The organism is Stutzerimonas sp. KH-1 (assembly GCF_054483855.1).
The window spans coordinates 1,338,130-1,357,837 of the sequence record NZ_CM137011.1 but is presented as its reverse complement, the minus strand read 5'-3'; the positions used below and the strand labels follow the sequence as shown (position 1 = coordinate 1,357,837).

Genomic DNA, 19,708 nt, shown 5'->3' with positions numbered 1-19,708 from the left:
ATCGGCCGGCCCGTGCATCTCGCGGGCCGGCCCATATCGATTCGACCATGCCGACCTGCACGCTGCACGCCCTGCCCTATCTGGCTGACCCCGCCCCATGGTTCGAACGCATCCGCCATGCTTACGGTGCCGTCCTGCTGGATTCCGGCCGACCGACAGCCGTGCGCGGGCGCTTCGACATCCTCAGCGCCTGGCCGGCGGCACTCTTCGAGCCTGCCCGAAACGAATCGGGGCGCGACTTCTTCCAGCGTTTGCGCCAGGCATTGCACGACCTGGGGCCGGCAGAGCTGCCCAACAACTGCGAACTGCCATTCACGGGCGGGCTGATCGGCCTGCTGAGCTATGACTTCGGCGCGCGCCTGGAAACGCTTCCACAGCACGCTCGCGACGACAACAGCCTGCCGCTTGCGCGTCTGGGGCTCTATGAATGGGCGCTGATCACTGATCACCAGCGTCAGACCAGTCAGCTGCTGTTTCACCCTGCCTGCGCCCCGGTCGACCGCGAGCGCCTGATCCGTCTGTTCGAAGCGACCACGCCCGCCGCAGCCCCGCCGTTCAGGCTGCACGGCCGATTCACTGCAGACATCTCCCGGGACGCCTATCGCCGCGGCATCGAGCGCATCCAGGCGTATATCCAGGCAGGCGACTGCTACCAGGTGAACTACACCCAGCGTTTTCGCGCCACCTGTTCGGGTGATGCCTGGAGTGCCTACAAGGCGCTGCGCAAGGTGTGCCCGACGCCATTCGCCGGCTTCGTTGCCCTCGACGACGGCGCCATCGTCAGCCTGTCGCCGGAGCGTTTTTTGCGCCTAGAGCGTGGCCTTGTGGAGACGCGACCGATCAAGGGCACGCGGCCCCGCGGCCACGACGAGCAGAGCGATGCCTCACAGGCGCAGGCGCTACTGGCCAGCGACAAGGACCGCGCCGAGAACCTGATGATCGTCGACCTGCTGCGTAACGATCTCGGCCGCAGCTGTCGCATCGGCAGCGTGCGCGTGCCGCAGCTGTTTGCGTTGGAAAGCTACCCCAATGTTCATCATCTGGTGAGCTGCGTCACCGGCGAACTGGCCGCTGACCACGATGCCTTCGACCTCCTCGCCGGCAGCTTCCCCGGCGGCTCCATCACCGGGGCGCCGAAGATCCGCGCCATGCAGATCATCGACGAACTGGAACCTACCCGCCGCTCGATCTATTGCGGGTCGTTGCTCTACATCGATGTCAGAGGAGAGATGGACAGCTCCATCGCCATCCGCACCCTGCTCGTGCGTGATGAACAGGTCAGTTGCTGGGGCGGTGGTGGCATCGTCGCCGACTCGGACTGGCAGTCGGAGTACCAGGAGTCGATCGACAAGGTGAGCGTTCTGATGAGAACGCTGGAAGGGCTGTAAGCTGCGAGCAGATCAGTTTCAGGGACGGGTAACCATCAACTCTCTGAAACCTGCCCCTCGTTGGTACTGCCAACGTGCGGCAGGGCCTGTAGCTGGTGGGCTAAAGCCCACCCTACACAGCGCATCCAGACCCCTTTCTTGCCGCTTATGCCCTGCAGCTCGTGGCTGCGTCAGAGGGCGAGCTTGCGATTCGACGCCTTGAGAAATTCCTGCTTGAGCGCATCGAAGGTGTGCACCGCCGGGAACTGCGGGAACTCGGCGATGACGTTATCCGGCGCGTGGAACAGGATGCCGGCGTGCGCCTCACTGAGCATGGTCGTGTCGTTGTACGAGTCGCCTGCGGCGATGACGCGGTAGTACAGGCTCTTCAGTGCGATGACCGACTGACGCTTGGGATCCTTCTGGCGCAGCTGATAATCAACCACGCGATCGGTCTCGTCGGTGATCAGGCGATGGCAGAGCAGCGTCGGGAAGCCCAGCTGGCGCATCAGCGGTTGGGAGAACTCGTAGAAGGTGTCGGAAAGGATCACCACCTGGAAGCGCTCGCGCAGCCAGTCGACGAATTCCCGAGCCCCGTCCAGCGGCTTGAGGGTGGCAATGACCTCCTGGATATCGGCGAGCTTCAGGCCATGCTCGTCGAGAATACGCAGGCGCTGCTTCATCAGCACGTCATAGTCGGGGATGTCCCGTGTGGTCGCCCGGAGCGATTCGATTCCGGTGGCCTCGGCAAAGGCGATCCAGATTTCCGGAACCAGCACACCTTCCAGGTCGAGACAGGCTATTTCCACGGGCCACTCCTCAATGCAGAAAATTGAAGGCGGCACTCTAACGGCAGCTCGCAGCCGAAGCAACGCAGGGCTTATACCTGAAAAGGCTGAAAGGCGTACCTAAACGTTATTTAGCGGCATAAACGGCGTTTGCTACCATCCCCGACCTCAGAGCGCCAAAGCGCCATTGTCATCTATAAGGAAGCCGCCTGATGAGCCCATCCATCGACGTCGCAGCGTTGGCCGCCGCCTACGCCGATAAATCGCCACAAGACGTTCTTAAGCTCGCCTTCGATCTGTTCGGCGATGACCTGTGGATCTCCTTCAGTGGTGCCGAAGACGTGGTGCTGCTGGACATGGCCTGGAAGCTGAACAAGAGCGTCAAGGTATTCACCCTCGATACCGGGCGCCTGCACAGCGAGACCTACCGCTTCATCGAGCAGGTCCGTGATCACTACGGCATCGCCATCGAGATCATGACACCGGACCCGGCGTTGCTGCAGCCGCTGGTCAACGAAAAGGGCCTGTTCAGTTTCTACCGCGATGGTCATGGCGAATGCTGCGGTATCCGCAAGATCGAGCCGCTGCGCCGCAAGCTGTCGATCGTCCGTGCCTGGGCCACCGGCCAGCGGCGCGACCAGAGCCCGGGCACGCGCAGCCAGGTTGCGGTGCTGGAGCTGGATAGCGCGTTCTCGACGCCGGACCACACTCTGTACAAGTTCAACCCGCTGGCGCAGATGACCAGCGAGGAAGTCTGGGGTTACATCCGCATGCTGGAAATCCCCTACAACAGCCTGCACGAGCGGGGTTTCATCAGCATTGGCTGCGAGCCCTGCACCCGTCCGGTTCTACCGAACCAGCACGAGCGCGAAGGACGCTGGTGGTGGGAGGAAGCGACGCATAAGGAATGCGGGCTGCACGCCGGCAATCTGATCGCCAAAAGCTGACCGCACACCGCGGCGGTAAAAACCTGTGACGGGTTGGACGACAAACTCTCAACCCGTTTCAGCCGATTAGTATGTCGGCAGCTGCATTCCGTCGAACAACTCGTCCAGTTCCGCCTTGTTGCGGCACTGGATGGCCTTCTCCAGCATGTCCCGATTCAGATGTGGGGCGAACTGCTGGATGAAGTCGCACATGAAGCCACGCAGGAAAGTGCCGCGGCGGAAACCGATCTTGGTCACGCTGGACTCGAACAGCTCACTGGCATCGAGCACCACCAGATCCGAATCCAGGTTCGGGTCCACCGCCATGCGCGCCACGATCCCCACTCCCAGCCCGAGCCGGACGTAGGTCTTGATCACGTCCGCGTCGGCCGCAGTGAAGACCACCTTCGGCACGAGACCGCGATGGCCGAAGGCTTCGTCGAGCTTGGAGCGCCCGGTGAAACCGAACACGTAGGTCACGATCGGGTGCTCTGCCAGCGCTTCCAGAGTGAGCTTGTCCAGCTTCGCCAGCGGATGACCGCGAGGCACGATCACGCAGCGGTTCCAGCGATAGCAGGGCATCATCACCAAGTCGCCGAACAGCTCCAGCCCCTCGGTGGCGATGGCGAAATCAACCGTGCCATCGGCGGCCATTTCGGCGATCTGCATCGGCGTGCCCTGATGCATGTGCAGCGAAACGTCCGGGTACTGCTTGATGAAGCTGCTGATCACCTGGGGCAGCGCATAACGTGCCTGGGTGTGGGTAGTGGCGATGCTCAGGGTGCCCTTCTTTTCGTTGGAGAACTCCTGGGCGATCTGCTTGATGCTTTCGCACTTGCGCAAGATTTCGCCGGCCGTGGTGATGATCCGCTCCCCCGCCGGTGTCACCCGCGTCAGATGCTTGCCGCTGCGGGCGAAGACCTCGACGCCGAGTTCGTCCTCCAGCAGGCGAATCTGTTTGCTGATACCCGGTTGCGAGGTGAACAGGCTCTGGGCGGTTGCCGAAACGTTGAGGTCATGGTGCGCCACTTCCCAGATGTAACGCAGTTGTTGAAGCTTCATAGAAATCCCTCAAGGCAAAGGCACCACTGCGCCTGCCGCAACACTTATAACCTTATGAACGGTGCGCCAACGGATGATAGATGTTCCGTCCGGCTTTTGCTGTGCGACCTTTGGTCTGACTCGCCGCGACTGCCGTTGAGCTTAGCAGCGCGGTGAAAACCGGACCCGGCGTTTGCGTGAGGCGCCGTTACGCTGCTCCAGAAAACGCAACAGGCGATAGAGCATTTCGGTGCAGGGCATGGAGACACCCTGCTGCGCCGCCGCGGCAAGTGGCGCTGCATAGATCGCCTCGAGCTCCATCGGCCGATTCTGGAAACGGTCGTGGTACATGCTGGGCAGATAGTCGGGCATCCGCGCGGTCCCCATCAGCAGCTTCTCGGGGAAATCTTCCGGCAACGAACAACCCAGCGCCTGCGCCGCAGTGCAGACCTCCTGCATGATGGTCTTGATCTGCGCCCGCGTATCGTCACTGGCCAACAGCGACTCGGTACCAGCGTCAAGCAGAGCCGAGAGGCCGTTGAACGGGACGTTCCACACCAGCTTCATCCAGCGCGCTTGCGCCAGGCTGGGCATCGGCGAGGAATCTACTCCGGCCTGCCGCAGCATCTCGGCCATTTCGCCCAATAGTGCCTGTTGCGCCTGCGGATCCAGGGTGGCAGGCCCCGAATGGTAGCCAAGGTTCACCCCACCCAGCGCCTGGTGTTCGACGACGCCCGGTGCAGAGCGATGTGCACAGATCGCGCAAAGCCCACCCAGCAGGTGCACGTTCTCTGGCAGGAACGGCCTGAGCACATCCTCCACGCCCAGCCCGTTCTGCAGCACCACGACTTTGCAGCCAGGCGCAGCGACCTGGGCGATGACTGGCGCCAGTTCCTGATTACTGGTGCTCTTCGCCCCGACCAGCAGCCAGTCGCATTGCGGCATCAGGGCGGCATCGCGGTAGATCTGCGGCTGCTCCAGCAGCAGCGGCCCGTGCACCGCACTATTGACCTGCAGACCCCGGGCAAGCACGGCATCGTATTCGCTGCGCAGCAGGAAATGCACATCGAAGCCCGCGCGCGCCAGCATCAGGCCGTAGAAACCTCCGATGGCGCCGGTGCCGATGATGCCTATACGTGGATTGGCTGCAGACATAAGCACTCCAGATCAGGCGGCTGGCCGCGTCCATCGCGCCAACCGGTTGAAAAACCGAACGATAGCAGCCCGGCGATGCGCATCACAGCGTCCCGCTCGGCGTTGCGAAGTTCGACAGGCGGATCGCCTCAATACGCTATCAATCTCGTTGTCGATTCAGCCCTTTAGCGCTAAGGTTCCGTTTCCCCGCTGCGCCCTCAAGCTCTGTTCCGCCGCACCGGGATCGCTGGCGGACGGCTCCGTGATTCCTGACGAGTGACAAATGGCTGATTTACCAATCGACGACCTCAACGTTGCGTCCAACGTGACCCTGATCACGCCGGAGCAATTGAAGCGTGAAATCCCGCTGACCGCCTCGGCATTGCAGACCGTCTCCCACGGGCGTCAGGTCGTACGCGACATTCTCGACGGCAAGGATCACCGCCTGTTCCTGGTGATCGGCCCCTGCTCCATCCATGACCTGAAAGCCGCCCATGAGTACGCCGAGCGCCTAAAGGTACTGGCGGAAAAGGTCTCCGACAGCCTTTTCCTCGTCATGCGCGTGTATTTCGAGAAGCCTCGCACCACGGTCGGCTGGAAAGGCCTGATCAACGATCCCTACATGGATGATTCATTCAAGATCCAGGATGGCCTGCACATCGGTCGCAAGCTGCTGCTCGATCTGGCGGAAATGGGCCTGCCCACCGCCACCGAGGCGCTCGACCCGATCTCTCCACAGTACCTGCAGGACCTGATCAGCTGGTCGGCCATCGGCGCACGCACCACCGAATCACAGACGCACCGCGAGATGGCGTCCGGGCTGTCCTCTGCGGTCGGCTTCAAGAACGGCACCGACGGCAGCCTGACTGTCGCCATCAACGCGCTGCAGTCGGTTTCCAGCCCCCATCGTTTCCTTGGCATCAACCAGTCCGGCGGTGTCTCCATCGTCACCACCAAGGGCAACAACTACGGCCACGTGGTGCTGCGCGGCGGCAATGGCAAGCCCAACTACGACTCGGTCAGTGTTGCGCTGTGCGAACAGGAGCTGAACAAGGCCGGCATTCGGCCGAACATCATGATCGACTGCAGCCATGCGAACTCCAACAAGGATCCCGCGCTGCAGCCGCTGGTCATGGAGAACGTTGCCAACCAGATTCTGGAAGGCAACAGCTCGATCGTTGGCCTGATGGTCGAAAGCCACTTGAACTGGGGCAATCAGGCGATCCCGAAGGACCTGTGCGACCTCAAGTACGGCGTCTCCATTACCGACGCCTGCATCGACTGGGATACAACCGAGAAGGCAGTCATGAGCATGCACAACAAGCTCAAGGACGTGCTACCCAAACGGCAGCGCAGCTGAAACGAAAAAACGCCGGTCTCCGGCGTTTTTTCATTCAACTCAGCGACCACCCACGTTCGGGCGATGGCGCTCGATATAACGTTCGACATAAGAGCACGACGGGATCACCTGATAGCCCTCGCGCTCGGCATACTCGAGCGCATGCTGCACCAGAATCGCCGCGATGCCCTTGCCGCGCAGGGCGTCGGGCACGTAGGTGCGATACATGTCTAATGTCTGCTTGCCTAGATCGACATATGCCAGGTAAGCACAGTCACCATCGATCTCAGCCTCGAAGCGATGGCCAGCCTGGTCGTGGCGAACGCGCACCGTATCGCTCATCTCGTCTCCTCAGCAGGTTGCCCTGTCTTCTTGTTCTCCGATTAGCTGGGGCGCACGTCACTGCATCCGCCTACAACTTGCATAGGCTGTCTTTTCTACCTGTTTCCGTGCAATTCGGCCAGCCTCCGATTGATCATTATTTGTTCGGTGTAATAGCGGAACTTTCTTTCAACGAGCGGATCATGCAACTAGAAGCTCCAAGTGAACGAGCCAGGCGTTGGCTGTTTTTTATCCAACTTGCCTCGCAAAACATCAAAGCAGCGGTCGATTGAAAAAAAACCCTCGGCGCCCCTGTCGGCTCAGTTTACTTAAGCTAAGTTATAGGTAGTATGTGCGCGCAAACTTTCCATAACGGAAGTTGCTTTATGGATTTCCACCTTAAGGGGAACAAGATGAACAACGTTCTGAAATTCTCTGCTCTGGCTCTGGCCGCAGTTCTGGCTACCGGTTGCAGCAACAGCATGACCAAAGAAAGCGAAGCTCGCCTGACCGCGACCGAAGACGCCGCTGCCCGCGCCCAGGCTCGCGCTGACGAAGCGTACAGCAAGGCCGACGAAGCTCTGGCCGCCGCTCAGAAGGCTCAGCAGACTGCTGACGAAGCCAACGAGCGTGCTCTGCGTATGCTGGAACGCGCCAGCCGCAAGTAAGCTTCACGAAATGAAAAAGCCGACCTTTGCAGGTCGGCTTTTTTTTGCCTCCAGATAGAGCCTCAGAACAGCTGATCGTTCTGAGCGGCCACCTCGACCTCGTTGCGCTGCTCGGCGATCTGGATAGGCAGACCGTCTTCGCCTGCGATGATTTCACGCACCATCTCCCAGTCCAGGTGCAGATTGCCGGCCGCTTCGTCACGCTTGAGCAAGGTATTGATGACGATGGCGTGCTTATCCATCAGGGTCAGCGACTTTTCCTCGTTCTCTTCCAGCGGGGCATGCGCTTCAAGATAGACCTTGCCATCGCTGACACCGAACTTGTAAGGCTCGTCGATAATCCGTACCGGCGTGCCGACCTTGACCATCTTTGCCAGCTCAAGCACGTTGTGATTGAGCATGCGGAAGCACCCATGGCTGACGCGCATGCCAATGCCGAACTTCTTGTTCGAGCCGTGGATGAGGTAGCCCGGCAGGGCCAGGCTCATCTTGTAAGGGCCGAGGGGGTTGTCCGGACCTGGCGGCACGACGGTAGGCAGCGGATCGCCATCGGCTGCGTGCTCCTCACGAATCGACTGCGGCGGATACCAGGCCGGATTGCTGGTCATTGCCGAAATGCGCGTATTGCCAACAGGCGACCCCCATCCTTCACGGCCGATACCCAGCGGGAACGTGTGCACCACGTTCTGGCCTTCCGGGTAGTAGTACAGGCGGTACTCGGCGATGTTTATCACGATACCCTGGCGAGGTCCCGGTGGCAGGATGAAGCGGGTCGGGAGAATGATGTCCGTCCCCTCTCCCGGCAACCACGGATCGACCCCCGGGTTGGCCGCGACCAACTCCAGATAGCCAAGATCGTGGGCTTCACCGATGGCAGCGAAGGTATCTTCGTACTTCGCCTTGATGACCTGGATCTGACCGACGACATCGTCACCCTCGGGCGGCAATGGCAGCTCAAGTGCGGCGCACGTGCCTGCCGATAACAGCACAGCGAATGACAGACAGGAGGCGACAGCGGACGCGCGCGAGAGCATTCGGAGAATCCTTGGAAAATGTGGCTTAGGAAAATGACGACGATTGTACTTGAAGCCGCGGAAACAGTGACCTACCAGGCAGCCGTGGCGGACGGAAGGCCTTTGCGTCGCGCCTCCAGCAACTGGCGACAGTTGGGACACAGCTGCCGATCCTTCAGCGTAGCCCGCTCGAGCTCCCTCCAGCGCGGCTGAGCCGGCAGCAAACCGCCACACAGGGTGCGGTCGGCATTGCCGTTCAGTTCCAGCTGCCGCAACGCCAGGTGCAGTCGATTCTCGCGGCAGGCGAACATGTCGTACTGCTCGTCCGGCACGATGAGTCGATAAGCGTAAAGGGTCCTGGCTGAGCGCGACATCTGAGGCTCCAATCGAGGGCGCGACAGTAGCTGCGCCCACGCATCAAAGCAAGGGTTCGAGTGCCGGCCAGACCGTCTCCAGCAGCTGACTCTGCGCCTCGGCCGTCGGGTGAATGCCATCGGCCTGCATCATGCCGCTGACGCCGCCGACGCCATCCAGCAAGAACGGCACGTAAGCAACGCTTTTCTCCGCTGCAAGCGAGTCGAATGCATCCGCAAATGCGCGGGTGTAGCGCTGCCCCAAATTAGGCGGCATGCGCATCCCGAGCAACAGAACCTCGGCACCCGCTTCGCGGCTGCGATCGATCATCTCGGCAAGATTCTGTTTCAATTGCACAGGCGACTGCCCACGCAATCCGTCATTGCCGCCCAGCTCCAGAATGACCACCGCAGGGGTGTGCGCCTCGAGCAGCGGATCGAGCCTGGCAAGCCCGCCAGCCGTGGTATCGCCACTGATAGAGGCGTTCACCACACGCCAGGAATCATCGCCCTCGACGAGGCGTTCCTGCAGCAGATGCACCCAGCCCTGGCTGGTTTCCAGCCCGAAAGCGGCGCTGATACTATCGCCGACCACCAGTACGGTTCCGGCCAGGACTCCCTGAGTCCAGCACAGCAGCGCCAGGGCCCCGCATTTCAGCCATCTTCGCATCGGATTCCCTCATGAGCGGCAACATTCTCGACGCCCGGAACCTTAACAAAGTGGTACCCAGCGCGGAAGGCGAGCTGAGCATCCTGGCCGACCTCTCATTGCAGCTGGCCAAGGGCGACAGCCTGGCCATCGTCGGCACCTCAGGGTCGGGCAAGTCGACACTGCTCGGCCTGCTGGCCGGGCTCGATCTGCCGAGTTCGGGCGAAGTTCATCTGGCCGGCCATGCGCTGGCGGCGCTCGACGAAGACCAGCGGGCGCGGGTGCGTGCCGAACACGTCGGTTTCGTCTTTCAATCGTTCCAGCTGCTCGACAGCCTCAACGCCCTGGAGAATGTCATGCTGCCGCTGGAACTGGACGGGCGCCGCGACGCTCGCGAGCGCGCCACCGAGCTGCTCTCTCGCGTCGGCCTGGGCGAGCGCCTGCAGCATTATCCCCGCCAGCTATCCGGTGGCGAGCAGCAACGCGTCGCACTGGCCCGCGCCTTCGCCGCCGAGCCCGAGGTGCTGTTTGCCGACGAACCCACCGGCAACCTCGACACCCATACTGGCGCGCATATTACCGAACTGTTGTTCGAGCTTAACCGCGAGCGCGGCACGACCTTGGTGCTGGTCACCCACGACGAGCGCCTGGCCAGGCGCTGCCATCGCGTGCTTCGCCTCGAGGGCGGGCGCCAGATCGCCAGCGAGACGAGCGAATGATGGGCCTACCCAAGGCGCGCCTGTTCGCTCTGGCTTACCGGCAGTTGCTGCGCGACGCTCGCGCCGGCGAGTTGCGCGTGCTGTTTTTCGCCCTGTTGATCGCCGTCGCCGCCAGTACCGCCATCGGCTATTTCGGCGCACGCCTGAACGACGCCATGCTGCTGCGGGCCAGCGAGTTCCTTGGCGCCGACCTGGTGCTGGGCGGCAGCGCACCCGCCTCGGCGCAACAGATCGACGCCGGCAAGGCACAGGGGCTGGAACATGCCCAGGTGGTCGAATTCTCCAGCGTCATCGCAACCGACCAGGACTTGCAGCTCGCCAGTGTCAAAGCGGCCAGCAACAGCTATCCCCTGCGCGGCGCCTTGCGCAGTGCGGCGCAGCCCTACGGCGCCGAAGAAGCCGGCGCCGGTCCGGCCCCGGGTGAAGCCTGGGCCGAGGCCAGGCTGTTCGCCGCCCTGGACCTGGCAATCGGTGACGACATCGAAGTCGGCAACAAGCTGCTGCGCCTGACCCGCGTGTTGACCTACGAGCCCGATCGGGTCGGTGATTTCTACAGCCTGACGCCACGCGTGCTGATGCACCTGGACGACCTTGCCGCGACCGGTGTCGTCCAGCCTGGCAGCCGAGTGCGCTACCGGGAGCTCTGGCGCGGCGAAAGCGCCGCACTGGCGGCTTACCAGCAGGCACTGCAGCCCGGTCTGCAAGCCCATCAACGCATCGAAACCGCCGGCGACAGCAACCGGCAGATAGGGGGCGCACTGGGCCGTGCGGAACGCTATCTGAACCTTGCGAGCCTGGCTGCGATTCTGTTGGCGGGCGTTGCCGTCGCGCTGTCGGCTGCCCGCTTCGCCACACGCCGCTTCGATGCCAGTGCGCTGCTCCGCTGTCTGGGCCTTTCCCGCCATGACGCGCTGCTGCTCTATACCTTGCAACTGGGCATGCTTGGCCTGCTGGCCAGCCTTGTCGGCGCCCTGCTCGGCTGGACCGCACAGCACGGGCTGTTCTACCTCCTGCGCGATCTGCTGGCGCAGGAGATTCCCCCCGGCGGCATCTGGCCCGCCGCAGCCGGTGTGGCCACGGGTCTGGTGGCGCTGGCGGGCTTTGCCCTTCCGCCATTGGCAGGACTGGGTCGCGTACCACCATTGCGGGTACTGCGCCGCGACCTGCTGCCGGTGCCACCCAGCGCCTGGCTGGTGTACGGCACGGCGATCCTGGCCCTCGGCCTGATCATGTGGCGGCTGAGCCTGGACCTGAAGATCACCCTGGCTCTGCTGGGCGGCGGCCTGCTTGCCACGTTGGTGCTGGGAGGCCTGCTGCTGCTCGGCCTGAAGGGTATGCGTCGCCTGCTTGCCGGCGCTTCGCTGAGCTGGCGGCTGGGTCTGGGTCAGCTGCTGCGGCATCCGCTTGCAGCCGCCGGCCAGGCACTTGCCTTCGGACTGATCCTGTTGGCCATGGCACTGATCGCCTTGCTGCGCGGCGAGCTGCTCGACACCTGGCAGGACCAGTTGCCGGACAACGCACCCAACCATTTCGTACTCAACGTGTTGCCTGCAGAAAAGGATGCCTTCGCAGAGCGAATCGACGCACTCTCCAGCCATGCCGCGCCGCTGTATCCGGTGGTGCCGGGCCGACTCGTGGCGATCAATGGCGAGCCGGTCCGCCAGCTGGTCAGCAAGGAGTCCCAGGGCGAACGCGCGATTCGTCGCGATCTCAGCCTGACCTGGGCGGCCGACCTGCCCAAGGACAATCATCTGGTGGCTGGCCAATGGTGGCATGAGCGGGCCGAGGCGGAGCTGCCAGGCGTGTCCGTCGAGGCCGAACTGGCCGAAAGCCTGCAGCTGAAGCTGGGCGACCAGCTGAGCTTCACCATAGGCGGGCTGACGCGTGACGCTCGCGTCACCAGCCTGCGCGAGGTCAACTGGGACAGCTTCCAGCCCAACTTCTACATGATCTTCGAGCCCGACACCCTGCAGGGCATGCCGGCCACCTACATGACCAGCTTTCACCTGCCACCAGGCAACGAGCGCGAACTGGTGGAGCTGGCGCGGACGTTCCCGTCGGTGACCCTGCTCCAGGTGGAGGCGCTGCTGGCCCAGCTGCGCAGCATTCTCGCGCAGGTCTCGCTGGCTGTGGAGTACGTACTGCTGTTCGTGCTGGCGGCGGGGCTGGCCGTGCTCTTCGCCGGTCTGCAAGCGACACTGGACGAACGCATCCGCCAGGGTGCGCTACTGCGCGCGCTGGGGGCCGAACGGCGTCTGCTGCTGAGGGCGCGCCGGGCCGAGTTCGGATTGCTCGGCGCTGCCAGCGGCCTGCTCGCCGCGCTTGGCTGCGAACTGGTGAGCGCCCTGCTCTATCACTATGCGTTCGACCTGCGCTGGCAGCCGCATCCCTGGCTGTTGTTATTGCCGCTGATCGGCGCGCTGCTGGTAGGCAGCGCCGGGCTGATCGGCACGCGTCGCGCCCTCAACGCGAGCCCGTTGAGCGTACTGCGCGAGAACTGAAGCGCTACAATCGGCGCTTTTGCAGCGAGGTCGGAATTCAATGAGCCGTTATCGCCCACCCCGCCCGGCCGGCACGCCGCTGATCACACCAGAAGGCGAGGCCCGGCTGCGCGCCGAATTGCACGAACTTTGGCATGTCAGGCGACCACAGGTTACCCAGTCGGTCAGCGAAGCCGCGGCGCAAGGTGACCGTTCGGAAAATGCCGAGTACACCTACGGCAAGAAAATGCTGCGCGAGATCGACAGTCGCGTGCGCTTTCTGACCAAACGCCTGGAAAAGCTGAAGGTCGTCAGCGAACGACCCAGCGACCCCAACAAGGTGTACTTCGGCGCCTGGGTGACGCTCGAGGATGAAGACGGCGAGCAGGCCCGCTACCGCATCGTCGGCCCCGATGAACTGGACCTGCGCCTGGGCATGATCAGCATCGATTCGCCGCTGGCACGCGCGCTGGTTGGCAAGGCGCTGGACGCCGAGGTGCAAGTACAGACGCCAACGGGGACGAAATTCTGGTACGTGGTCGCCATCGACTACCCATGACCAGGCAGTCAGATACAGAACATTTAGTCACGATAATCGTCGATCATGCAGGCTTTAAAAGCTCATGTTCTGCGAAAAAACCAGATCATCACCTAATCACCCACTCTGGCGTTTCGCTTCGTAACAGGCACACCCAACCCGCCTGATAGCGCAACGCTACCCGCATCGCTGCGATCCGCCAGTTAGAGCGGACGCTGCCGAGTGGGTCGGCTCTGGCACGAATGCTGCGCTGGCAAGGGCGCAGTACGCGCCATGCGCGGTGAACGGCAAGGGACTGCCCCATAGCCCGATTCACATTCGAAGAGTGCGTCCATGAACAAGAACAAAACCTTGCTCGCCCTCTGTCTCGGAAGCGCCCTGGCGCTTTCCGGTCAGGCATTCGCTGCCACCGGCAGCGGCTACACCGCCACGAAGTACCCGATCGTGCTCGCCCACGGCATGCTGGGTTTCGACAGTCTGCTGGGCATCGACTATTGGTATGGCATCCCCAGTGCGCTGCGCCGAGACGGCGCGCAGGTCTACGTCACCGAAGTCAGCCAGCTCAACACATCGGAACTGCGTGGCGAGGAACTGCTGGCCCAGGTCGAGGAAATCGTTGCTATCAGCGGCAAGCCGAAGGTCAACCTGATCGGCCACAGCCACGGCGGACCGACCATCCGGTACGTGGCAGGCGTACGGCCGGACCTGATCGCCTCGGTCACTAGTGTCGGCGCGCCACACAAGGGCTCGGACGTGGCGGATCTAATCCGCAAGGTTCCAGAGGGTTCATCCGGTGAGGCCATAATTGCCGGCTTGGTGAACGCCATGGGCGCCTTCATCAACTTCGTCTCCGGCAGTTCCAGCACCGCTCCGCAGAACTCCCTGGGTTCGCTGGAATCGCTCAACAGCGAGGGCGCGGCCCGCTTCAATGCCAAGTTCCCCCAGGGCATACCCACCACCGCATGCGGCGAAGGCGCTTACAAGGTCAACGGCGTGCACTACTACTCCTGGAGCGGCACCAGCCCACTGACCAATCCACTGGACGTGAGCGACGCCATGATGGGCGCCGGCTCGCTGGCCTTCAGCGGCCCTAACGACGGGCTGGTGGGGCGCTGCAGTTCGCATCTGGGGATGGTGATCCGCGACAACTATCGCATGAACCATCTGGACGAGGTTAACCAGTTCATGGGGCTGATCAGCCTGTTCGAGACCGACCCGGTCAGCGTCTACCGCCAGCACGCCAACCGATTGAAGAACGCGGGTCTTTGAACCGTCTCATGAACCAGGCCGGGATCGTCGATCCCGGCCGCCACTGCAAGGCCACTCCATGAGCAGAACCATCCTTCTGTTGCCGCTGGCCGTCGCGCTGGGTCTGGGCATCTTCCTCACCCGGCCCGCATCCACAGAGGCGCCGATGGCCGGAGCGCCCGCCTCGTCCCCTGCAGCCAACCAGACTCCCGCACGCACTGCCCAGCGCGCAGCGACCGGCACGACACCACAGGTCACGGCGAAGCTGCCCGAATCGTTCAAGGGCACCCAGGTCGACGGCCAGTTCCAGCTGGACACTGCCGGCAACCTGATCATCGACCGCGAGCTTCGCCAGCTGTTCGACTACTTTCTCAGCGCCATCGGTGAGGAGCCGCTGAAGCAGAGCATCGAGCGCCTGCGTCGCCAAATCGCCACGCAACTGTCGGAGCCCGCGAAGGCGCAAGCGCTCTCCACGCTCAACCAGTATCTCAACTACAAGCGTCAACTCCTTGATTTCGAAGTCGCTCATCCCCGAGTAACGGATCTCGCTGCGATGCGGCAGCGGTTAAGCGCGATACGGGCACTACGCGCGCGCGTGCTCGATCCGACGGTACACCAGGCGTTCTTCGGCCTGGAGGAAGCCTATGACCATTTCAGCCTGGAGCGGCTGGCCATTCGCTCCGATCCCGCGCTGGACAGCGATGCCAAGGGCCGTGCCATCGATCAGCTGCGCGCCGGGCTGCCCGCTGAATTGCAGGACCTGCTGACCCCTCAACTACAGACCGAGCTGCGTGAGCAGACCAAAGCTCTGCTGGCGAGCGGAGCGGGCCCGCAGCAGCTGCATCAGCTGCGCCAGCAACTGGTCGGCAGCGCCGCGGCGGATCGGCTGGAAGCGCTGGATAGGCAGCGACAGCAATGGCAGCAACGCGTCGCCAGCTATCAGCAGAAGCTCGCCCGTATCGAAGCCGTCCGCGGGCTGGATGAGGTTGAACGCCGCGCCGCCGTCGAGCGACTGGAAGCACAGCACTTCAGTGACAGCGAGCGTCTGCGGCTGCTCGCTGCTCTGCAGCAGAATCAGACTCGCTGAGCGAGATCAGTTGGCGGCGGTCTTGCGGTCCGCCTCCAGCAGATAGCGCTCGCGCTGATAGGCCAGGTAGTACTTGTTGACGCTGTTGACGTAGGCCACCACGCCCATGCCGACCGTTTCCATGGCGATGCGCTCGACCTGGAAGAACCACTGGTCCGGATTCAGACCGCGCCGCCTGGCTTCGGCGCGCATGCTCTGCACCCGCTGCGGCCCGAGATTGTAGGCCGCAAGGATGAACGCCATGCGCTCGCGCTCGTTCAACCGCGGGCTGGCGAAATGGTTGCGGCGGATATTGGCCAGGTACTCGGCGCTGGCCTGCACGTTGTTATCCAGCTGCTGGATGTTGCTCACGCCCATCGCCCGGGCGGTCGCCGGCGTGACCTGCATCAGCCCGGTCGCGCCGCCGGCGCCCTTCGCAGCCGGATTTAGCGTGGACTCCTTGAACGCCAGCGCTGCAAGGTTCAGCCAGTCCAGCTCGATCTGCTCGGCGTAGCGCTGCAGCGTCGGGCGGACCTTTTCCAGACGCTGACGGCCGACTCGATCCAGCGGATACTGCACCTTGTACAGTCGCCGGTAGACCCGTTCGAAGGCGGCATCCTGGTTGTCCGGCAGATCGAAATCCTTGAGAAAGCGATCAGCACTGGCGCGCAGCATGCTGGCGTCCTTGCGCACGAACCAGTGCATGCTGGTCTTCTCGCCGAGGCTCAGGTGCTGCTCGATGCGCAGCTTCGGCATCACCTTGGCCCAGCGTTGCGCGATGGTCTGTTCGACGACCGTGGCCGGATAGACGCCGGCGTGCACCATCTCCAGCACATCCTCCACCGCCAGCGTTGGGTCGACCCACTCGGCGACGATGGGCGCCAGCTTGCGCTCCATCAGCTGCTTGTTCAGCCGCGCCAACGCCGGCCCGGCCGCACTGCCAGGGGCAAGCGCGAGACTGCGACCGGAGAGCTGCTCAAGGCGCTGGTAGCGCGGCCCGCCCTGACGTCCGACCACTACCAGCGCCACATCGCGGACCACCGGCCGGCTGCGACTGATGCCCTTCATGCCGGCCAGCGGCAGTAGTTCCCCGGGCGCCACCAGATCCCCTTCGCCGCGCTGCAGCGCGCCGAGCAGCTGGTCCTTGGCCTTGGGAACGATCTTGAGGGTAATGGCCCGCCCGGGCGCGGCGTTGCGGTTCAGATACTGCTCGAAGGCACGCAAGCGGGCATATTCCACGCCGATCGCTTCGCCCTTGACCTCACCGGAGCTGTTGCGGCTCTGGTTCACCAGCACGCGTAACACACCGCTGCGGCGAATTTCGGCCAGATCACGTACCTTGTCGCTCGACTGCCAGGCCTCCGGTCCGGCCACGCGGGCGCTTGCCGTGAGCGGCAGCGAACTCAGCAACAGGCAGAGCAGAAGTGGCAGCAATCGTGACATCGAAGATGCACCGGTTTGGGACACGAAGGACGCTGTTGCGGTACTCCCTGCCCGCAAAAAGGTGGCAAAGATTCGCACAGCGCGAGCCATTGCGCCAGTTTCGCCTAAAAAGTGGTTTAGATGTATTCTCTATCCTATTGATTTATTTAATTTTTTTAGTACTTAGAGGTTCTCATGCAGCTTGTCGATATCGGTGTCAATCTGACACACCGCTCTTTCGCCTCCGCCCCATCCGCGGTGGTGGAACGCGCCAGAGCGGCAGGCGTGACGCAGATGGTGCTCACTGGCACCAGCCTCGCGGAAAGCGAAGCCGCCCTGGCCTTGTGCCGTGAACTCGACGAATCCCGCCGGCACCTGTTCAGCACCGCCGGCGTGCACCCGCATGACGCCAGCCAGTGGAGCGTCGACAGCGCCAGCCAATTGCGCGCCCTGCTGGCCGAACCCGAGGTGCGTGCCGTCGGCGAGTGCGGGCTGGACTTCAACCGCGACTTCTCGCCCCGACCACAGCAGGAACGCGCCCTGGAGGAGCAGCTGCAGCTGGCGGCAGAGAGCGCAATGCCGGTGTTTCTCCACGAACGGGACGCCAGCGAACGCCTGGTGGCGATCCTGAAACCGTTCCGCGATCGACTCAGTGCGGCGGTCGTACATTGCTTCACCGGCGAGAAGCGCGCGCTGTATGCCTATCTCGACCTCGATCTGCATATCGGCATCACCGGCTGGATATGCGACGAACGCCGCGGTACCCATCTGCATCCATTGGTCAAGGACATCCCTGCGGGCCGCCTGATGCTCGAAAGCGACGCGCCATACCTGCTGCCACGCACCCTGCGACCGAAGCCGAAAAGCGGGCATAACGAGCCGGCCTACCTGCCAGTAGTGCTGCGTGAGGTGGCCTTGCATCGTGGTGAAAGCGAAGCCCAGTTGGCAGATCAAACCACACAAACAGCGCGCCGATTCTTCGGCCTGCCTGACCTCGATTGATTCACAAAAATCCACTCAAGCTCTGCGCCGGACAGCCGTTAATTATTCCGTCGCGCCGAAAGCGCTAATGCGCTCCGGCAACCCTCAATAGAAGAAGAGCAGCCATGGCCGTTTGGATTCGCGATCTGTCGCTCAAGTACAAGTTCTGGGCGCTCAACATGGTGACTTTCGTTATCGCCTTGTTGCTTGTGCTTTATGCCGTGCAGCTGGAGCAAAGCGCTCGCAGCGCCGACGCCCGTAGTGCCGCTCAGGCGCGCGCTGCCCTGCTGGCCACCTGGCCTGATGACGCGACCTTGCCGCAGCCGGCGGACCTGACTGTGTATCCCGCCGGGCAACGTGCCATGGTCGATCGCCAGCCGCTGGCCGATTCTGGCTGGACGGCGCTGCCCCATGATCGCTTGTTCGCCTCCAACCCGCTGATCGGTGTGGAAATGCTCACCCGCCCCGATGGCCGGAAGCTCGCGGTAATGGCACGCACGCCCAGCGTGATCCAGGTGCTGGGGCAGCATTTCTTCAGCTATGCCGCTGCGGTGGCAGTACTGATGCTCGGCCTGCTCGCCGCCTCGCAATTGCTGATCCGCTTCCTGCTCAGCCATCTGAACACGCTGAAGGACGTCATGCTGCATGTCGAGCGCAGCGGCGATCTGCAGGCTCGCGTGCCGCTGGACAGCCGCGACGAAGTCGGTCAGATGGCCGGCGCGTTCAACGCCATGCAGGGCGGCTATCAGCGCGTCGTCAGCACGGTTGCCCAGGCCGCCGCGCGTCTCGACGAGGGCGCCAGCCGCCTTGCACTGAGCATGAATGACGTGCACAACGGCATGCGCGGCCAACAGGGCGAGACCGATCAGGCCGCCACCGCGATCAACGAAATGAGCGCCACGGTGCATCAGATCGCCGAGCATGCGCGCGAAACCCGTGATCAGTCGCAGAATGCCGACCGTCTCGCCGGCGACGGCCATCGGGTGGTCGGGCGGGTGGAGAAGTCCATTTCCAGCCTGTCCCAGGGCGTACAGCAGACCGGCGAGATGATCGAACAGCTCGCCGCCGACAGCCAGAAGATCAACGGTGTGGTCAGCGTGATTCACAGCATCGCCGAGCAGACCAACCTGCTGGCGCTCAACGCTGCGATCGAAGCCGCCCGCGCCGGTGAGCAGGGTCGCGGTTTCGCCGTGGTGGCCGACGAGGTACGCAACCTGGCCAAACGCGTTCAAGACTCCACCGACGAGATCACTCAGATGATCACCGGACTGCAATCGATGACCCGCGATGCCGTGGAATTCATGCAGGAGAGCTCGCTCAAGGCCGACGATTGCGTGCGCGAGGCCCACGAGGCCGCCCAGGCCTTGGAAGCCATCGCCGAAGCCGTGGCGCAGATGCGCGAAAGCAACACGCAGATCGCCGTGGCCGCCGAGCAGCAGAGCCAGGTCGCCGAGGAACTCAACCGCTCGGTTACCGGCATCCGCGACGTCACCGAGCGCACCGTGGAGCAGACCGTAAGCTCGGCCAGCACCAGTGCCGAGCTAGCCGCGCTGTCCACCGATCTGAGCCGTGCCATCGGCCAGCTCAAGCTGTAGGTTCCTGCCTATGCGGCGTTGCGCTCATGCAACGCCCTGCGCGCTCGAAAAGCATGCACC

At 63.1% G+C, this 19,708-nt stretch carries 19 protein-coding genes; 11 read left to right on the top strand and 8 right to left on the bottom strand.

Translation table 11 applies throughout. From position 1 onward, the window contains the following. Window positions 1–47: 47 nt before the first annotated feature. Entirely contained in the window at window positions 48–1,388 is a 1,341-nt protein-coding gene (gene pabB, locus ACX1DW_RS06555) for an aminodeoxychorismate synthase component I (protein WP_458993049.1), read from the top strand. A 170-nt stretch (window positions 1,389–1,558) separates the two neighbouring features. Here pabB and thrH read toward each other — a convergent pair whose 3' ends face one another. Then, window positions 1,559–2,176 carry a bifunctional phosphoserine phosphatase/homoserine phosphotransferase ThrH gene (gene thrH, locus ACX1DW_RS06550; RefSeq protein ID WP_102841163.1) on the bottom strand — a complete coding sequence of 206 codons (618 nt, stop codon included), beginning with the start codon at window positions 2,174–2,176 and terminating at the stop codon, window positions 1,559–1,561. 191 nt (window positions 2,177–2,367) lie between these two features. Between thrH and ACX1DW_RS06545 the strand changes: the two genes are divergently transcribed. Next, window positions 2,368–3,102 carry a phosphoadenylyl-sulfate reductase gene (locus ACX1DW_RS06545; RefSeq protein WP_458993048.1) on the top strand — a complete coding sequence of 245 codons (735 nt, stop codon included), beginning with the start codon at window positions 2,368–2,370 and terminating at the stop codon, window positions 3,100–3,102. Between the two features lie 66 nt (window positions 3,103–3,168). Here ACX1DW_RS06545 and cysB read toward each other — a convergent pair whose 3' ends face one another. Next, complete coding sequence (gene cysB / locus ACX1DW_RS06540; RefSeq protein WP_063543094.1) at window positions 3,169–4,143, bottom strand: HTH-type transcriptional regulator CysB; 975 nt, start codon at window positions 4,141–4,143, stop codon at window positions 3,169–3,171. Between the two features lie 141 nt (window positions 4,144–4,284). Then, the gene (locus ACX1DW_RS06535; RefSeq protein ID WP_458993047.1) at window positions 4,285–5,277 is read right to left on the bottom strand and encodes a putative 2-dehydropantoate 2-reductase; all 993 of its coding nucleotides are present in this window, start codon (window positions 5,275–5,277) and stop codon (window positions 4,285–4,287) included. A gap of 262 nt (window positions 5,278–5,539) precedes the next feature. Here ACX1DW_RS06535 and ACX1DW_RS06530 point away from each other — a divergent pair, with 262 nt between their 5' ends. Continuing rightward, the gene (locus ACX1DW_RS06530) at window positions 5,540–6,616 is read left to right on the top strand and encodes a 3-deoxy-7-phosphoheptulonate synthase (RefSeq protein WP_102841167.1); all 1,077 of its coding nucleotides are present in this window, start codon (window positions 5,540–5,542) and stop codon (window positions 6,614–6,616) included. Window positions 6,617–6,655: 39 nt separating this feature from the next. Here the strand turns inward: ACX1DW_RS06530 and ACX1DW_RS06525 are convergent, their stop codons facing one another. Further along, a complete protein-coding gene (locus tag ACX1DW_RS06525) occupies window positions 6,656–6,937 on the bottom strand; it encodes a GNAT family N-acetyltransferase (protein WP_063543100.1) in 282 nt (93 codons plus the stop codon). Window positions 6,938–7,329: 392 nt separating this feature from the next. Between ACX1DW_RS06525 and ACX1DW_RS06520 the strand changes: the two genes are divergently transcribed. Then, window positions 7,330–7,584: an Lpp/OprI family alanine-zipper lipoprotein gene (locus tag ACX1DW_RS06520; RefSeq protein WP_003294452.1), complete on the top strand. Its 255-nt coding sequence runs from the start codon at window positions 7,330–7,332 to the stop codon at window positions 7,582–7,584. Between the two features lie 62 nt (window positions 7,585–7,646). On the opposite strand, the gene ACX1DW_RS06515 is transcribed toward ACX1DW_RS06520, so the two are convergent. The 3 genes from ACX1DW_RS06515 to ACX1DW_RS06505 form a co-directional block, all read right to left on the bottom strand. After that, window positions 7,647–8,618, bottom strand: a complete 972-nt coding sequence (locus ACX1DW_RS06515; protein WP_102841168.1) for a L,D-transpeptidase family protein — start codon at window positions 8,616–8,618, stop codon at window positions 7,647–7,649. A gap of 71 nt (window positions 8,619–8,689) precedes the next feature. Further along, entirely contained in the window at window positions 8,690–8,971 is a 282-nt protein-coding gene (locus ACX1DW_RS06510; protein WP_063543104.1) for a hypothetical protein, read from the bottom strand. Window positions 8,972–9,014: 43 nt separating this feature from the next. Continuing rightward, window positions 9,015–9,620 carry an arylesterase gene (locus ACX1DW_RS06505; RefSeq protein WP_458993046.1) on the bottom strand — a complete coding sequence of 202 codons (606 nt, stop codon included), beginning with the start codon at window positions 9,618–9,620 and terminating at the stop codon, window positions 9,015–9,017. Window positions 9,621–9,631: 11 nt separating this feature from the next. Here ACX1DW_RS06505 and ACX1DW_RS06500 point away from each other — a divergent pair, with 11 nt between their 5' ends. From ACX1DW_RS06500 to ACX1DW_RS06480, 5 genes are all read left to right on the top strand, one after another. Beyond that, window positions 9,632–10,318: an ABC transporter ATP-binding protein gene (locus ACX1DW_RS06500; RefSeq protein ID WP_011913160.1), complete on the top strand. Its 687-nt coding sequence runs from the start codon at window positions 9,632–9,634 to the stop codon at window positions 10,316–10,318. Next, entirely contained in the window at window positions 10,318–12,819 is a 2,502-nt protein-coding gene (locus tag ACX1DW_RS06495) for an ABC transporter permease (protein ID WP_458993045.1), read from the top strand. The genes ACX1DW_RS06500 and ACX1DW_RS06495 overlap by 1 nt, the downstream gene beginning before the upstream one ends. Before the next feature lie 40 nt (window positions 12,820–12,859). Then, entirely contained in the window at window positions 12,860–13,357 is a 498-nt protein-coding gene (greB, locus tag ACX1DW_RS06490; protein ID WP_458993044.1) for a transcription elongation factor GreB, read from the top strand. Between the two features lie 312 nt (window positions 13,358–13,669). Beyond that, on the top strand, window positions 13,670–14,605 hold the full coding sequence (locus ACX1DW_RS06485; RefSeq protein WP_458993043.1) for an alpha/beta fold hydrolase: 936 nt from the start codon (window positions 13,670–13,672) through the stop codon (window positions 14,603–14,605). Window positions 14,606–14,663: 58 nt separating this feature from the next. Continuing rightward, window positions 14,664–15,671 carry a lipase secretion chaperone gene (locus ACX1DW_RS06480; RefSeq protein ID WP_458993042.1) on the top strand — a complete coding sequence of 336 codons (1,008 nt, stop codon included), beginning with the start codon at window positions 14,664–14,666 and terminating at the stop codon, window positions 15,669–15,671. Window positions 15,672–15,677: 6 nt separating this feature from the next. On the opposite strand, the gene ACX1DW_RS06475 is transcribed toward ACX1DW_RS06480, so the two are convergent. Continuing rightward, complete coding sequence (locus ACX1DW_RS06475; protein WP_458993041.1) at window positions 15,678–17,093, bottom strand: MltF family protein; 1,416 nt, start codon at window positions 17,091–17,093, stop codon at window positions 15,678–15,680. A gap of 174 nt (window positions 17,094–17,267) precedes the next feature. Here ACX1DW_RS06475 and ACX1DW_RS06470 point away from each other — a divergent pair, with 174 nt between their 5' ends. Beyond that, the gene (locus tag ACX1DW_RS06470; protein ID WP_133457100.1) at window positions 17,268–18,074 is read left to right on the top strand and encodes a TatD family hydrolase; all 807 of its coding nucleotides are present in this window, start codon (window positions 17,268–17,270) and stop codon (window positions 18,072–18,074) included. Window positions 18,075–18,178: 104 nt separating this feature from the next. After that, on the top strand, window positions 18,179–19,648 hold the full coding sequence (locus ACX1DW_RS06465) for a methyl-accepting chemotaxis protein (protein WP_458993040.1): 1,470 nt from the start codon (window positions 18,179–18,181) through the stop codon (window positions 19,646–19,648). The last annotated feature ends 60 nt before the right edge of the window (window positions 19,649–19,708 follow it).